At 77.5% G+C, this 17,082-nt stretch carries 3 protein-coding genes and 1 pseudogene; all 4 read left to right on the forward strand.

From position 1 onward, the window contains the following. The first annotated feature begins 2 nt into the window (after positions 1–2). The 4 genes and pseudogenes from IHE55_RS07675 (at position 3) to IHE55_RS07695 (ending at position 16,867) form a co-directional block, all read left to right on the forward strand. A complete protein-coding gene (locus tag IHE55_RS07675) occupies positions 3–5,837 on the forward strand; it encodes a type I polyketide synthase (RefSeq protein ID WP_307826555.1) in 5,835 nt (1,944 codons plus the stop codon). Positions 5,838–6,207: 370 nt separating this feature from the next. Next, a pseudogene (locus tag IHE55_RS07680) lies at positions 6,208–9,729 on the forward strand (amino acid adenylation domain-containing protein); the annotation flags it as partial. A 751-nt stretch (positions 9,730–10,480) separates the two neighbouring features. Then, on the forward strand, positions 10,481–15,742 hold the full coding sequence (locus IHE55_RS07690; RefSeq protein WP_197988336.1) for a non-ribosomal peptide synthetase: 5,262 nt from the start codon (positions 10,481–10,483) through the stop codon (positions 15,740–15,742). 351 nt (positions 15,743–16,093) lie between these two features. Then, entirely contained in the window at positions 16,094–16,867 is a 774-nt protein-coding gene (locus tag IHE55_RS07695; protein WP_307826556.1) for a thioesterase II family protein, read from the forward strand. Positions 16,868–17,082 lie beyond the last annotated feature (215 nt).

A 17,082-nucleotide genomic window follows, 5' to 3' on the forward strand; every position in this document is an offset into this window, starting at 1 on the left:
TCGTGTCGGACGCGTACAGGTCGGACGGATACGGGCCGGACGCCCCGGTGGCGGACGGGCCCGGCGTGCCGGAGGGGGACGGGGGCCCGGAGCGGATCGCCGTCACCGGGATGGCGGGCCGGTTCCCGGGCGCGCCGGACGTGGAGACCTTCTGGGCGAACCTGGTGGCGGGCCGGGAGTCCATCTCGGTGCTGACCCCGGAGGAGCTGGCCGCGTCCGGGGTCACCCCGGAGCTGCTCGCCTCGGACTCCTACGTGCCCGCCAAGGGCGTGCTGCCGGACGCCGACATGTTCGACGCGGGCTTCTTCGGCTACAGCCCGCGCGAGGCGGAGGTGATGGACCCGCAGCACCGGGTGTTCCTGGAGTGCGTCTGGGCGGCCCTGGAGTCGGCCGGCTGCGACCCGCGGACCTTCGAGGGCCGGATCGGGGTGTTCGCCGGGTCGAGCATGAACTCGTACCTGCTGTTCAACGTGATGGCCAACGAGCGGGTGTACCGGGCCACCGGCCCGTACCAGACGCTGCTCGCCAGCGACAAGGATTTCCTCGCCACCCGCGTCGCCTACAAGCTGGGGCTCAAGGGCCCGGGCCTGACCGTGCAGACGGCGTGCTCCACCTCGCTGACCGCGGTCCACCTGGCCTGCCAGAGCCTGCTCAACGGCGAGTGCGACATCGCCGTCGCCGGCGGGGTGTCGGTCAGTTCGCCGCTGCGCGCCGGCTACGTGCACGAGACGGGCGGCATCCTCTCCCCCGACGGGCACTGCCGCGCCTTCGGCGCCGGCGCCGCCGGCACGGTGGCCGGCAACGGGGTGGGCGTGGTGGTGCTGCGGCGGCTGGCCGACGCGGTCGCCGCCGGGGACACGGTGGACGCGGTGGTGCTGGGCACCGCGGTGAACAACGACGGCTCGCTGAAGGCCGGTTACACCGCGCCCAGCGTGGAGGGCCAGGCCGAGGTGATCGCCGAGGCGCTGGCGGTGGCCGAGGTGGACGCCGCCACCATCGGCTACGTGGAGGCGCACGGCACCGGCACCGCGCTGGGCGACCCGATCGAGGTGGCCGCGCTGACCCGCGCCTTCCGGGAGCACACCGAGGACACCGGGTACTGCGCGCTGGGCTCGGTGAAGTCCAACGTGGGCCACCTGGACGCGGCGGCCGGGGTGACCGCCCTGATCAAGGCGGTGCTGGCGCTGAAGCACCGCACCATCCCGGCCACCCTCCACGGAGAGCGGCCCAACCCCGCGCTCGGCCTGGACGACAGCCCGTTCCGGCTCAGCTCCGCCACCGAGGAGTGGCCCGCGCGGCAGACCCCGCGGCGGGCGGGGGTGAGCGCCTTCGGCATCGGCGGCACCAATGTGCACGTGGTGCTGGAGGAGGCCCCCGAGCCCCCCGCCACCCCGGCCGCGGCCGGCGACGGCGGCGGTGCCGCACGGCCGGTGCACCTGCTGCCGCTGTCGGCGCGCGACGGGCAGGCACTGGCCGAGCGGGCCGCGCTCCTCGCCGACCACCTGGAGCGCCACCCCGGCACCGACCTGTCCGACGCCGCCCACACCCTGGCGCACCGCCGGACCGCACTGGAACTGCGGACCTCGGTGGTCGCCGCCGACCGGGCGGAGGCGGTGGCGGCGCTGCGCCGGATCACCCCGGCCGACGCGGTGACCGCCGCGGACCCGGCGCCGGTGGCGTTCTGCTTCCCCGGCCAGGGCTCCCAGTACCCGGGCATGGCGCGCGGGGTGTACGCGGCCGAGCCGGTGTTCGCCGCCGCGCTCGACCGGTGCGCGGAGCTGTTCGCGCGGGAGACCGGTGAGGACCCGCGGCGGCTGCTGTTCCCCGCGCCCGCCGACGCGGAGGCGGCCGAGGAGCTGCTGCGGCGCACCGAGCACACCCAGCCGGCGCTGTTCACGGTGGAGTACGCGCTGGCGGAGCTGTGGCGCTCCTGGGGGGTGGTCCCGCGCGCGATGGCCGGGCACAGCGTCGGCGAGCTGGTCGCGGCCTGCCTGGCCGGGGTCTTCACGCTGCCGGACGCGGTGCGGCTGGTGGCCGCCCGCGGCCGGCTGGTGGCGGGCATGCCGGAGGGCGCGATGCTCGGGGTCTTCCTCTCCGAGGAGGAGACCGCTGCCCGGCTGGGCGGCGGACTGGAGCTGGCGGCGGTCAACTCCACCGGTCTGACCGTGGTCTCGGGCCCGGCCGGGGCGGTGGAGGAGCTGCGGCGGGCGCTGGTGGCGGACGGCGTCGGCTGCCGGCCGCTGCACACCTCGCACGCCTTCCACTCGGCCGCCATGGACGCGGCGGTGGAGCCGTTCACCGAGCTGGTCCGCACGGTGGAACTGAGCGCGCCGGAGATCCCGTTCTGCTCCGGGGTGACCGGCACCTGGATCACCGACGAGCAGGCCACCAGCCCGGAGTACTGGGGGACGCAGCTGCGCGCCACGGTGCGCTTCTCCGACGCGCTGGCCACCCTGTTCGCCGACGACCCCGGGACGGTGCTGCTGGAGGTGGGCCCGGGCGCGACGCTGACCGGCTTCGCCCGCGCCCACCGGGACCGGCCCGCCGGCGGCACCGCGACCGACTCGCTGCCGCACCCCAAGGACGCCCGGGACGACCACCGCCATCTGCTGGGCCGGCTCGGCGAGCTGTGGAGCGCCGGGGTGCCGGTGGACCGGACCGCGCTCCACCCGGACACCGGTGGCCGGGTGCTGCGGCTGCCCACCTACCCCTTCCGGCGGCAGCGGTTCTGGGTCGACCCGGACCCGGCCACCGCGGGCGGCGCGCCCGCCGCGGACACCGGCGCCCCGCCGGCCGTCCCGGCCGAGGAGTGGTTCCACACCCCCGGCTGGCGGCGGCTGCCCCCGCACGGCGGCCCGGCGGCGCCCGCGCCCGATCAGGTGTGGCTGCTGCTCGGTGCGGAGCTGCCGCTGGGCCGGGAGCTGGCGGACCGGCTGGCCGGGCAGGGCGCCCGGGTGGTGCCGGTGACCGCCGGCGAGGAGCTGCGGCGCCCGGCGGCGGACGGCGCCTGGACGGTGGACGTCACCGACCGGGAGCACTACGCGGCGCTGCTGGCGGAGGCCGGCGCGGCGTCCGGGGAGACCCTGCGGGTGGTCCACCTGTGGAGCCTGACCGACGTCCCGGACGGCCCGGACGGCGGCCCGGACGGGGAGCTGACGCCCGGGCGGCTGGCGGCGGCCCGCCGGACCGGGTTCGACAGCCTGCTGGCGCTGGCCCAGGGCATCGGCGACGCCCGGCCCGCCGGCCCGGTCGCCGTCGACGTGGTGTGCCACGGGGTGCGCGCGGTGACCGACGAGGAGGTGCTGCGGCCGGAGAACGCCCCGCTGCTGGGCGCCTGCACGGTGATCCCGCAGGAGGTCCCGGGCACCGGCTGCCGCACCCTGGACATCACCGGCGCCGACCCGTACGCCCCGGCGCCGGACACCGTGGCGGCGCTGCTGGCGCTGGTGTGCCGGCCGACCGAGGAGCCGGACCTGGCGCTGCGCGGACGCCACTGGTGGGTCCGCGACTTCGACCCGGTGAAGCTGGGCGAGGCGGCCGGCACCCGGCTGCGCGACGGCGGCGTCTACCTGATCACCGGCGGCCTGGGCGGTGTCGGCCTGGCCCTGGCGGAGCGGATCGCCGCCGAGGTCCGGCAGCCGGTGATCGGCCTGCTGGGGCGGTCCGGCTTCCCGGCCGAGGAGGACTGGGACGCCTGGCTGGCCGGGCACGGGGAGCGGGACGCCACCAGCGTGCGCATCCGCCGGCTGCGGGAACTGCACCGGCTGGGCGCCCGTACCGTGCTGCTGCGGGCGGACGTCACCGACCGGGCGGAACTGGCCGCGGCGGTCGCCCGGTTGCGCGAGCTGGGGCCGCTGGCCGGGGTGGTGCACGCCGCCGGGGTGCCGTCCAACGGCATGATCGCGGGCAAGTCGCCGGCCGACGCCGGCCAGGTGCTCGCGGCCAAGACGGTGGGCACCGTGCTGCTCGACGAGGTGGTCGCCGCCGAGCCGGACTGCGCCTTCCTGCTGCTGTGCTCCTCGCTCACCGCGGTGCTGGGCGGGCCGGGGCAGAGCGACTACTGCGCCGCCAACGCCTTCCTCGACGTGTACGCGCAGTCCCGGCGCGGCCGGCCGGGCACCCCGGTGTGGTCGGTGGCCTGGGACACCTGGCGCGGGGTGGGCATGGCCGCGGGGCTGGCCGAGCGGCTGGGCGGGGAGCCGGAGGGCGAGCCCACCGGGCACCCGCTGCTGCGCCTGGTCCGCTCGGCGGAGGACTCCCGTACGTACCGCACCACGCTGTCCACCGCGGACAGCTGGATCGTGGACGAGCACCGCATCATGGGGCACGGCCTGGTGCCCGGCACCACGTACCTGGAGCTGGTCCGGGCCGCGGTCGCCGGACAGGCCGCCGGGCGCGACGTCGAGCTGCGCGACGTGCTGTTCATGATGCCGGTGGTGGTGCCGGACGGGCAGACCCGCGAGGTGTACACCACCGTGGAGGGCGACGGCGAGGAGCTGCGGTTCACCGTGCGCAGCCGCGTCCCCGGCGGTGGCGGGGCCTGGCAGGACCACGCCGCCGGGACGGTGCGCTTCCTGGCGCCGGAGCCCGCCGAGCCGCGCGACCTGGCCGAGGTGGTGGCCCGCTTGGAGGTCACCGAGGTGCTGGAGACCGAGGCGGACATCCACCGCCGGCTGAAGCTGGACAAGGCCGCGCAGGGCGGCCCGATGACGTTTTCCTTCGGCCCCCGGTGGCGGTGCCTGCGGCGCATCCAGGCCGGCGGCGACCGGCTGCTGGTCACCCTGGAGCTGGACGAGGCGTACCACGGCGACGTGGCGGAGTACGGGCTGCACCCGGCGCTGCTGGACGTGGCCGGGGCCTCCGCCCGGATCCACGCCCAGGACGTGTACTACCTGCCGTTCACCTACCGCAGCCTGCGGGTGCTGGCCCCGCTGACCGCCACCGTCCACTGCGACGTGGTGCTGCGGGAGTCGGCGGACGCCACCGGCGAGACGCTCACCTGCGACGTGGAGATCCTGGACCCGGCGGGCCGCCCGCTGGTGCGGATCACCGACTTCACCATCAAGCGGATCAACGACGTGGAGGGGCTGCTGGAGCAGGTGGCGCGGGCCGCCGAACCCCCGGAGGGAGACCGGGAGGAGACCGGGGTCTCGGTGCTGCGGGCGCTCGGTGAGGGCATGGACGAGCGGGACGGCGCCGGGGTGTTCGCCCGGCTGCTGGCCACCGCCGCGGTGCCCGAGCAGGTGGTGGTCTGCGCCCGGGACCTGGGCGCGGTGCGGCGGCTGGCCCGCTCGATCACCCCGGAGCTGCTGGCCCGGGAGATGGCGGCGCTCGCCCCGGCGGCCGGCTCCCACCCGCGCCCGGACCTGCCCACCGCGTTCGTGGCGCCGTCCGGGGAGCGGGAGCGGGCCGTCGCCGAGGTATGGCAGGAGGTGCTGGGCATCGACCGGGTCGGGGTGCACGACGACTTCTTCGCCCTCGGCGGCCACTCGCTCGCCGCGGTGCGCATCGGCGCGCAGCTGCAGAGCCGGTTCGGCGTCGAGCTGGATCTGCGGAACTTCTTCGACTCCCCCACGGTGGCCGGCACGGTGGCCCTGCTGGAGACGGCCGGGGACCGCGCGGACCGTGCCGAGGAGGCCATCCCGGTGCTCCGCCGGGACGAGCCGGACGGACCGTACGGACCCTACGGACCTGCCGGTGCGGCGGACGTCGCGGAGCTGTCCGACGACGAGGTGGAGGCCGAGCTGCTGGCGCTGCTCGCCCTGGAGGACGGGGACGGGTCGGACGGCTCCGGCGACGGCACCGGTGACGCGGCCGGCGCGGGGGCCCCGGCATGATCCGCGGCACGACCCCCGTCCCGCCCGGGCCCGGCACGACCCCCGTCCCGCCCCCGGCCCGGCGCCGCCCCCTGACGCGTCCTGGGGCCCGCGCGCGCCGCCGCCGGGCCGCGCCCCCGCCCCGGCCGCCGCCCCGCCGCGGCCGGCCGCGGCGAGGGCCCCGCCCGGCGCCCGTGCCCCACGCCGCCACCCCCGCCGGCCGCCGGGCCGGCACCGCACCGACCAACGGCACCGACGCAAGGAAGAAGCTCCCGTGAGCAAGGTAGACCTGTCCGGCCTCACCGCGGCCGAAAAGCGCGCGCTGCTCGCGGAGCACCGCCGCCGCCGGCAGCGGCCCCGCCGGTTCCCCGCCTCGTTCTCCCAGGCCCGGATGTGGTTCCTGGAGCAGCTGACGCCCGGCAACGCCACCTACAACCTGCCCGGCGCGATGCGGATGCGCGGCACCCTGGACCTGGGCGCGTGGCAGCGGGCGCTCAACGAGATCGCCCGCCGCCACGAGTCGCTGCGCACCACCTTCGAGGAGGTGGACGGCTCCCCGGTACAGGTGGTCGCGGACCGGCTGGACCCGGAGTTCACCGTGGTGGAGTGCGGGCACCTGCGCGGCCCGGAGGGCGGGGCGGCCATCGAGGCGCTGGCCCGCGAGGAGTTCGTCCGCCCCTTCGACCTGGGCACCGGCCCGCTGCTGCGGGTGCGGATCCTGCGGCTGGCGCCGGACGAGCACATCCTGCTGCTCACCATGCACCACATCGTCGGCGACCTGTGGTCCACCTCGGTCGCCTTCGCCGAACTGGTCGAGCTGTACGGGGCGTTCACCGCCGGCCGGGACGCGGACCTGCCCGAGCTGACGGTCCAGTACGCCGACTACGCCGACTGGCAGCGCAAGCGGCTGGCCGGCGAGGCGCTGGCACCGGAGCTGGCGTACTGGAAGGAGGCGCTGCGCGGCGCCCCGCCGTCGCTGGACCTGCCGGCCGACCGGCCCCGCCCGGCGGTGCAGACCACCCGGGGCGCCTCCTGCCCGTTCGAGCTGCCGGCCGCGGTGATGGCGGAGGTGCGCGAGCTGAGCCGGGCGGAGGGCGCCACCCCGTTCATGACCGTGCTGGCCGCCTTCGAGGTGCTGCTGCACCGGTACAGCCGGCAGGACGACATCGTGGTCGGGGTGCCGGTGGCCAACCGCAACCGGCCGGAGATCGAGCGGCTGATCGGGCTGTTCACCAATGTGCTGCCGCTCCGTACCGACCTGTCCGGCGCCCCGTCCTTCCGGGAGCTGCTGCGCCGGGTCCGCCAGGTGTGCCTGGGCGGGTTCGCCCACCCGGAGATCCCCTTCGACCAGCTGGTGGAGGAGATCCAGCCGGAGCGCGACCTGTCCCGGTCGCCGGTGTTCCAGGTGTCCTTCCTCTACCAGAACATCGACCTGCCCACCTTCGAGAGCGTGGGCCTGCGGCTGGAGCCGATGACCGTCGCCTCCAGCACCGCCCGGTACGACCTGGAACTCCAGGTCTTCGACCGGCCGGAGGGGCTCAGCGGCTGGTTCGAGTTCAACACCGACCTGTTCGACGCCGCCACCGTGGAGCGGATGGCGCGTCACCTGGGCACCCTGGTGCGCGGACTGCTCGCCGACCCCGACCGGCCGGTGGGCGCGGTGCCGATGCTGGATGCGGCCGAGGAGCGGGAGCTGCTGGGCGACGGGGCCGCCACCGCCCGCGTCTGGTCCGGGGAGCTGCTGGCGCACCGCCGGTTCGCCGAGCAGGCGGCGCGCACCCCGGCGGCGGAGGCCCTGCGCGGCGCCGGACAGGTGCTGACGTACCAGGAGCTGGACCGGCGCTCCGAGGCGCTGGCCCGCCGGCTGCGGCGGGCGGGCGTGGGCCGCGGGGTGCTGGTGGGTCTGTGCCTGGAGCGCACCCCGGAGATGGTGGTGGCGCTGCTGGCGGTGCTCAGGGCCGGCGGCGCGTTCGTGCCGATGGACCCCGGCTTCCCGCCGGACCGGCTCACCTACACCCTCACCGACTCGGGGCTGTCGGTGCTCGTCACCCGCCGCCCGCTGCTGGACCGGCTGGGGCCGGTCGCGGTGGAGACCGTCTGCCTGGACGAGGAGCCGGCCGCGGACGGCACGGACGGCGGAGTGCCGGACGCCGCGGGGCCGGGCGCGACGGGCGCGACGGACGACGGGGTGGGCCCGGAGGACCTGGCGTACACCATCTACACCTCGGGCTCCACCGGCCGCCCCAAGGGGGTGCAGGTGCCGCACCGGGCACTGGGCAACTTCCTGCGGGCGATGGAGGAGCGGCCCGGCCTCACCGCCGACGACACCCTCTTCGCGGTCACCACCCTGGCGTTCGACATCTCGCTGCTGGAACTGCTGCTGCCGCTGGTCACCGGCGCCACCGTGGTGCTGGCGGACCGGGAGACCGCCACCGACGGCGAGCGGCTGGCCGCCGCGCTGACCGCCTCCGGCGCCACGGTCATGCAGGCCACCCCGGCCACCTGGCGGATGCTGCTGGACGCCGGCTGGCAGGGCGCGCCCGGCTTCCGGGCGCTCACCGGCGGCGAGGCGCTGCCGGCCGAGCTGGCGCAGCGGCTGCTGGCCACCGGCGTCCCGGTGTGGAACATGTACGGGCCCACCGAGACCACCATCTGGTCCTCGGTGGCCCGGGTCGGCGCCGGCCCGGTCACCCTCGGCGAGCCGATCGCCAACACCCGGCTGCTGGTGCTGGACGAGGAGGGCCGGCTGGTGCCGCCGGGGGTGCCCGGCGAACTGTGCATCGGCGGCGCCGGGCTGGCCCGGGGCTACCTGGGCCGCCCGGACCTGACCGCCGAGCGGTTCGTGCCCGACCCGTACGCGGACGCGTCCGCGGCCGGGTCCCCGGACCGGCGGCTGTACCGCACCGGTGACCTGGTGCGGCGCCGCGCGGACGGTGCGATCGAGTTCCTGGGCCGGCTGGACCACCAGGTGAAGCTGCGCGGCTACCGGATCGAGCTGGGCGAGATCGAGTCGGTGCTGGAGCGGCAGCCGGCCGTGGAGCACGCGGTGGTGACGGTCCGCGAGGACGTCCCCGGCGACCAGCGGCTGGTCGCGTACGTGGTGGCCGGCGAGGAGCCGGCGGACCCGCCCGGCCAGGCACCGGCCGGGGGTCCGTCCGCGGTCCCGTCCGTGGCCCCGGACCCCGCCGGCGGTCCGGCGGCCGGCCCGGCGGACGGCGGGATACCGGTGCCGGCGCCCGGAGGCGGCACCACGGCCGGACCGGGCGGCCCGGCGGACGGCGCGGTCGGGGCTGCCGCCGACGACGGCGGAGAGGGGCCGGCCACGGTCGGCGCCCCGGGCGCCACCGCCACCCGCGGACCGGGCGCTTCCGGGCCGGACGCCACCGGCCCGGAGGCGCCGGCGGACCTGCCCGAGCAGGTGGCGAACTGGCGCGGCATCTGGGACTCGGCGTACGACCAGGAGCCGGGCGAGGACGTGGACCCCGCCTTCGACATCCGCGGCTGGGGCAGCAGCTACACCGGCGCGCCGATCCCGGCCGAGGAGATGCGCGAGTGGGCCGGCGCCACCGCCGACCTGGTGCTGGACGCGGCCCCCCGGTCGGTGCTGGACATCGGCTGCGGCACCGGCATGCTGCTGTACCGGGCCGCGCCGCACTGCGAGCGGTACTGGGGCACCGACATCTCCTCGGTGGCGCTGGAGCGGCTGCGGCGGAACATCGCCGCCCCGGGCCGGTCGCCGGCGCAGGTCGAGCTGTTCGAGTGTGCCGCGCACCGGCTGGCGGACCTGCCCGAGCAGCTCTTCGACACCGTGGTGCTCAACTCGGTGGTGCAGTACTTCCCCGACGAGCGGTATCTGCTGGCGGTGCTGGAGGGGGCGCTGGCCCGGGTCGCGCCGGGCGGCCGCCTGGTCGTCGGCGACGTGCGCAGCCTGCCGCTGCTGGAGGCCTTCCACGCCTCGGTGGAGCTGTACCGGGCCGACGAATCGACCACCGCCGACCAGTTGCGGGCCCGGGTCCGGCAGGGGGTGGCCGACGACTGGGAACTCGTCATCGACCCCGCGTTCTTCGGTCATCTCGCGGCCCGCGTGCCCGGGGTCACCGACGTCCGGATCACCCCCCGGCGCGGCCGGTGGGGCAACGAGATGACCCGCTTCCGGTACGACGCGGTGCTCACCGTGGGCGGGCCGGCCGGCCACCCGGCCGCTCCGGCCACCGCCGCCCCGGCTCCCCGGGCCGCCGCGGGCGCCGCCCCGGCCGCGGCCGGCGAGGACCGGGACTGGCGCGCCGCGGGGCTGACCCTGCCGGCGCTGCGGGAACTGCTGGCCGCCGAGCGGCCCGGGGCGCTGGCGCTGCGCCGGGTGCCCAACGCCCGGCTGACCCGCCCGGTCGAGCTGCTGCGGCGGCTGGCCGAGGGCGCCGGCGGCACCGTGGCCGAGCTGCGCGCCGCGCTCGACGCGGCGGAGCGGGAGGCCGGCGCGGTGGACCCCGAGGAGCTGCGGGACCTGGCGCGCGAGGCCGGGTACCTGCTCGACCTGGACTGGACCGGGCACGGCCCGGACGGCGCCTTCGACGCGGTGCTGCGCCACCCGGACGCGCCCGTCCCGGCCCCGGAAACCGCCCCCCGCGACCGCCGCCCCGGCCCCGGAACCCCGCTGGGACCGGCTGGTGGGCGGCGCGGACCGCCGCCGGGCCGCCCGGCTCACCCCCCTGCTGCGCGCCGCGCTGGCCGAGCGGCTGCCGGACTACATGGTCCCGTCGGCCTTCGTCTTCCTCGACGCGTTGCCGCTCACCCCCAACGGCAAGATCGACCGGAAGGCGCTGCCGGCCCCGGACGGCGGCCGCACCGAGCCGCGCGCGGCCTACGTGGCGCCGCGCGACGCCACCGAGGAGCGGCTGGCCGCGGCGTTCGCCGAGGTGCTGGGCGTGGACCGGGTCGGCGTGCACGACAGCTTCTTCGACCTGGGCGGCCACTCGCTGCTCGCCACCCGGCTGATCCACCGCGTGCGCTCCGCGTTCGGCGTGGAGCTCCAGGTCCGCGCGCTGTTCCAGACGCCCACCGTGGCGGGGCTCGCCGGGCAGCTGGGCCGGGGCGCGGCGGGTCGCCCGCCGCTGAAGCCGGCCGACCGGCCCGAGGTGCTGCCGCTGTCCTTCGCCCAGCGCCGGCTGTGGTTCCTGCACCAGCTGGAGGGGCCGTCGGCCACCTACAACATCCCGGTGGCGCTGCGGCTGACCGGCCCGCTGGACGTGGCCGCGCTGGGCGAGGCGCTGGCGGACCTGGTCACCCGGCACGAGGCGCTGCGCACCGTCTTCCCCGACGACGCCGGGGTGCCGCGCCAGCACATCCTCACCCCGGAACGGGCCCGGCCGACGCTGCCGGTGACCGAGGTCGCCGAGACCGGGCTGGAGGCGGCGGTCGCCGAGGCGGCCGGCCACACCTTCGACCTGACCGCCGACATCCCGCTGCACGCCCGGCTGTTCGCGGTCGGACCGCGGGACCACGTCCTGGTGCTGGTGGTGCACCACATCGCCGCCGACGGCTGGTCGCTGGCGCCGCTGGCCCGGGACGTGGCCACCGCCTACGCCGCCCGCCGGGCCGGCCACGCCCCGCGCCGGGCCGGGCTGCCGGTGCAGTACGCCGACTACACGCTCTGGCAGCGCGAGCTGCTGGGCGACCCGGCCGACCCCGGCAGCCTGCTCGCCACCCAGCTGGACCACTGGCGCACGGTGCTGGACGGGCTGCCGGAGCGGATCGCGCTGCCGACCGACCGCCCGTACCCGGCGCGCGCCTCGCACCGCGGCGAGCTGCTGGAGTTCAGCTGGGACGCCGAGCTGCACCAGGGCCTGACCCGGCTCGCCCGGGGCTGCGACGCCAGCGCCTTCATGGTGGTGCAGGCGGCGCTGGGCGCCCTGTTCAGCCGCCTCGGCGCCGGCTCCGACATCCCGCTGGGCGCCACCGTCGCCGGCCGGTCCGACCAGGCCACCGAGGAGCTGATCGGCTTCTTCGTCAACACCCTGGTGCTGCGCGTGGACACCTCCGGCAACCCCACCTTCCGGGAGCTGGTCGGCCGGGTGCGGGAGCGGAGCCTGGACGCCTACGCGCACCAGGACGTGCCGTTCGAGTACCTGGTGGACGCGCTCGACCCGGACCGCTCACCTGCCCACCACCCGCTCTTCCAGACGCTGCTGGCCTGGCAGAACACCCCCGAGGCCACGCCGGAGCTGCCCGGGGTGACGGTGCGGACGCTGCCGGCGCCCACCGGCACCACCCGGCTGGACCTCACCCTCTCCCTCACCGAGCGCCCGGCCGGCCCGGGGGCGGGCGGGGTGACGGGCACCGCCGAGTTCCGTACCGACATCTTCGACGCCGCCACCGTCCGCACCCTGCTGGGGCGGCTGGAGCGGCTGCTGCGCGCCGTGGTCGCCGACCCGGACCGCCGGCTGGGCGACATCGGGCTGCTGGGCGCCGACGAACGCCACCGGCTGCTGGTGGAGTGGAACGGCGCCGCCACCGACCCGCTGCCCGCCGCCACCTGGCCGCGGCTGTTCGAGGAGCGGGCGGCCCGTACCCCGGACGCCCCCGCGGTGGTCTCCCGCGGCGGGGAGCTGACCTTCGCCCAGCTGGACGCGGCGGCCAACCGGCTGGCCCGGCTGCTGATCGGGCGCGGCGCGGGCCCGGGCACGGTGGTCGCGGTGGCGCTGCCGCGCTCGGTCCGGCTGGTGGTCGCGGCGCTCGCCGTGGTCAAGGCCGGGGCCGCGTACCTGCCGGTGGACCCGGACTACCCGGCCGGGCGGGTGGAGTTCATGCTGCGGGACGCCGCGCCGGCGCTGCTGCTCAGCCGCCACCCGGACACCGGCGGCCTGCCGGACACGGACCTCGCGGTGCCGCGGCTGGACCTGGACGACCCGGCGGTGGCGGCGGATCTGGCGGCCGCCGCGGCCACCGCGCCGGACGACGCCGACCGCACCCGGCCGCTCACCCCGGCCGACCCGGCGTACGTCATCTACACCTCCGGCTCCACCGGCACCCCCAAGGGGGTGGTGGTCACCCACACCGGCATCCCGTACCTGGTGGCCGCGCAGTCCGAGCGGTTCGCGGTGGGCCCCGGCGACCGGATGCTGCAGTTCGCCTCGCCCGGCTTCGACGCCTCGGTCGCCGAGATGTGCGTGGCGCTGCTCTCCGGCGCGGCGCTGGTGGTGGCCGCCAAGGAGCGGCTGCTGCCCGGCGAACCGCTCGCCGCGACCTGCGCCGGGCTGGGGGTGACCCATGTGACGCTGCCGCCCGCCGCGCTGGCGGTGATGGATCCGGGCAGCCTGCCGGCGCCGCTGACGCTGGTCACCGCGGGCGAGGCGTGCCCGGCGGAGCTGGTCGCCGCCTGGTCGCCCGGCCGCCGCATGATCAACGCGTACGGGCCGACCGAGACCACGGTGTGCGCCACCATGAGCGAACCGCTGACCGGCCGCGCCACCCCGGCGATCGGCCGGCCGATCGCCGGTGCCCAGGCGCACGTGCTCGACGCCTGGCTGCGGCCGGTCCCGGTCGGGGTGCCCGGCGAGCTGTACGTGGCGGGGGCCGGCCTGGCGGCCGGCTACCTGCGCCGCCCGGGGCTGACTGCCGAACGGTTCGTGGCCAACCCCTACGGGCCGCCCGGCTCCCGCCTGTACCGCACCGGTGACCTGGTGCGCCGCCGCCCGGACGGGCAGCTGGAGTTCCTGGAGCGGGTGGACGACCAGGTGAAGATCCGCGGCTTCCGGATCGAGCCGCGGGAGGCCGAGACCGTCCTGCTGGGCCACCCGGCGGTGGCCCAGGCGGCGGTGGTGGTCCGCGAGGACCGGCCCGGCGACAAGCGGCTGGTGGCCTACGCGGTGCTCTCCGGCGCGGCGGACGGCGCGCCCGCCGCGGAGGTCCCGGCGCTGCTGCGGGCGCACGCGGCGGAGCGGCTGCCCGGCTATCTGGTGCCGTCGGCGTTCGTGGTGCTGGACGCGCTGCCGCTGACCCCCAACGGCAAGGTGGACCGGGCCGCGCTGCCCGCCCCCGCGGTGTCCCGGTCCGGCCCGGGCGCCCCGTACACCGCCCCCCGGAACGACCTGGAGCGCTCGCTCGCCGCGCTCTGGGCCGAGCTGCTGGGGTGCGACGCGGAGCGCATCGGCGTGCACGACGGATTCTTCGACCTGGGCGGGCACTCGCTGCTGGCCACCCAGCTGTCGGCCCGCATCTCCGCGGAGTGGGGCGTGCGGGTGCCGGTGCGCGACCTGTTCGACCACCCCACCCTCGGCGCGCTGGCGGCCCGGATCGCCGCGGGCGGCGCGGACGGCGGGCCCGCCGCCGACCCGATCGGCACGGTGGACCGCGGCGCCGGGGTCCCGCTCTCCTTCGCCCAGGACGACCTGGTGCTCCACCACCCGGTGGACACCGCCGACCCGTACCACAACGTCCTCACCGCGCTGGTGCTCACCGGCGACCTGGACGAACCGGCGCTGCGCCGCGCCCTGGACCGGGTGGTGGCCCGGCACGAGGCGCTGCGCACCCGTATCGTGCGCGGGCCCGCGGGCTGGGTGCAGCGGGTCGAGGAGACCGGCGGCTGGCCGCTGGCGGCGCTGGACCTGCGGGACGAGGAGGAGGAGATCCGCACCGCGCGGCTGCGCGCGGCGCTCCGGGAGCTGGAGCGGTACTCGTTCCGCGTCGGCGCCGAACCGATGGTGCGCGGCGCGCTGATCCGCACCGCGGACGACTCCTGGGTGCTGGCGCTGCTCCTGCACCACCTGGTCACCGACAACTGGTCCTACGGGGTGCTCTTCCGGGAGCTGCGCGAGTTCTACACGGCGCAGCTGCTGGGCCGCGCCCCGCGGCTGCCGGAACTGACCGCCCAGTACCCGGACTTCGCCGCCTGGCAGAAGCGGCGGCTGGCGACGGGCGCGCTGGACGGGCCGGTCGCCCACTGGCGGGAGCGGCTGGCCGGCCTGCCCGCGACCCTGTCCTTCGGCGCCCCGGCCCACCAGCTGACCGAGGAGGCCACCGGGGCCACCCGGGGCTTCCGGCTGGACGCCGCCACCGCCGACGCGCTGCGGGAGGTCGCGCGGGCCGAGGGCGCCACCCTGTTCATGGTGCTGCTGGCCGCGTTCGACCTGCTGCTGTCGGCGTACGCGGGCACCGACGACGTGCCGGTCTCCTTCCCGCTGGCCGGCCGGGAGCACCCGGAGACCACCGAGCTGATCGGCTTCTTCGTCAACCACGTGGTGGTCCGCACCGACCTCTCCGGCGACCCGGGCTTCCGCGAGGTGGTCCGGCGGGTGCGCCGGGAGACCCTGGACGCCTACGCCCACCAGGGCGTGCCGCTGTGGTCCTTCGACTGGGCCCGCGGCGCCGGACGTGACCCGTTCGCGGTCTCCTTCAACCTGCTCAACGCCTCGGTGCCGGCGCTGGACCTGCCCCAGGTCTCCACCGCCCCGCTGGACCAGAAGCTGGGCGACGACTACGTGTTCTCCGAGGTCGTGGTGAACATGGAGGCGTCCGCGGTGGACCTGGCGCTCATCATGCGCGAGGAGGACGACGGCGGGCTGCGCGGCATGTGGCTGTACGCGCTGGACCGCCTCGACGCCCGGGTCGCGGCGGCGATGATGCGCCACTGGCACCACCTGGTGGGGCTGGTCGCCGCCGACCCGGACCTGGGCGCCGACGCGCTGCGGCACGCGGTCCGCGCGGCGGCCCCGGCCGGGCCGCCGGCCACCGGTGACGTGCCGGGGGCCGCCGCGGGCCGGGCGCCGGCCACGGGCGGCCCGGAGTCCTCCGCTGATGCGGTGTCCACCGGCGGTGCGGCGTCCACCGGCGGTGCGGCGTCCTCCGGTGGTGCGGCGACCGGCGCGGGCCGGGCGGACGGCGCGGGCGCGTCGCCGGCCGACAGCGGGGCCGGCCGGCCCGGGGGGCGGTGAGCGATGCGCGACGCACACCCCGGGCCGCGCCCCGGACGGCTCCTTCCCACGGGCCCGGCGGGCCCGGTGCCGGGTGACGCTCCGGCGGGCCCGGTGCCGGGTCGGATCCCGGCGGGCCCGGCGCCGGGCGGGGTCCCGGCCGGTCCGGCGCCGGGCGGGGCCCCGGCACCTGCCCCGCATGACGGGACGGCCACCAGCCGGCCCTCCCCGGAGGCCGGCACCGCACCCCGGTACCCGGTCCCGCCCCGCCCGACGTCCGGCGGCATCCACGCCAACGCCGCACCCGGTGACGCCCCGGCGGGCGCGGCCCTGGGCGGGGTCCCGGCGGGCCCCGGGCCGGGCGGCGACCCTGTGGCCGGCCGGTCCGCCGGGGAGCGCCACCGGGCGCTGTTCGGCACCGGGCCGGCCCCCGGCGACCGCCTGCGGCTGTTCTGCTTCCCGTACGCGGGCGGCAACGCCGCCGCCTACCGCGGGCTGCGGGCCGCGGCGCCTACCGGACTGGGCGTGTACCCGGTGGAACTCCCCGGCCGGGGGCGCCGGATACGGGAGGTGCCGCACACCGCGATGGCCTCCCTGGTGGCGTCCCTCGCCGACGATCTCCAGGGCGCGCTGGACCGCCCGTACGCCCTGCTCGGCCACAGCCTGGGCGGGCTGATCGCCTATGAACTCGCCGTCGAGCTGCGGGAGCGCGGCGCGCCCCCGCCGGCGCACCTGTTCCTGTCGGCGATCGCCGCGCCGCAGTGGCCGCGCACCGGCCGCCCGCTGCACCGGGCCGGCGAGGCCGAGGTGCGGGCGGCGCTGCTGGCCATGGGCGGCACCCCGCCCGAACTACTGGCGAACGAGGAGATCATGGCGCTGGCGCTGCCGGTGCTGCGGGCCGACCACAGCGTCCTGGAGACCTACCGGTACCGGCCGCGGCCCCCGCTGCCACTGCCGGTCACGGTCTTCGGCGGGTCCGCGGACGAGGTGGCGCCACCGGAGGTGCTCGGCGGCTGGCGCGAGCACTCCGACCGGCCGGTGGCCATCCGCCTCTTCCCCGGCGGCCACTTCTTCCTCACCACCGCCCCGGCGGAGGTGATGCGGGGGATCGCGCACGGCCTCGGCCTGCTCAGGCCGGCCCGGTGAGGCCCCGCGCCGCCCCCGGCCTCCCGGCGGCCGGGGCGGCCGGCACCGCTCACCGGCCGGCCCGGCCCTCCGTACCCGTACCGCCCGAAGACCGCCCGCACCGCGACCACTCGCGGACCGACCACCCGTACCACGACCCGACCGCACCGCGACCGCTCGTAGAGCGACCGCTCGTCGACCGACCACCCGTACCGCGATCCGACCGCACCGCCGCT

The organism is Streptomyces pactum (assembly GCF_016031615.1).
GTDB classification, from domain to species: Bacteria; Actinomycetota; Actinomycetes; order Streptomycetales; family Streptomycetaceae; genus Streptomyces; species Streptomyces pactus.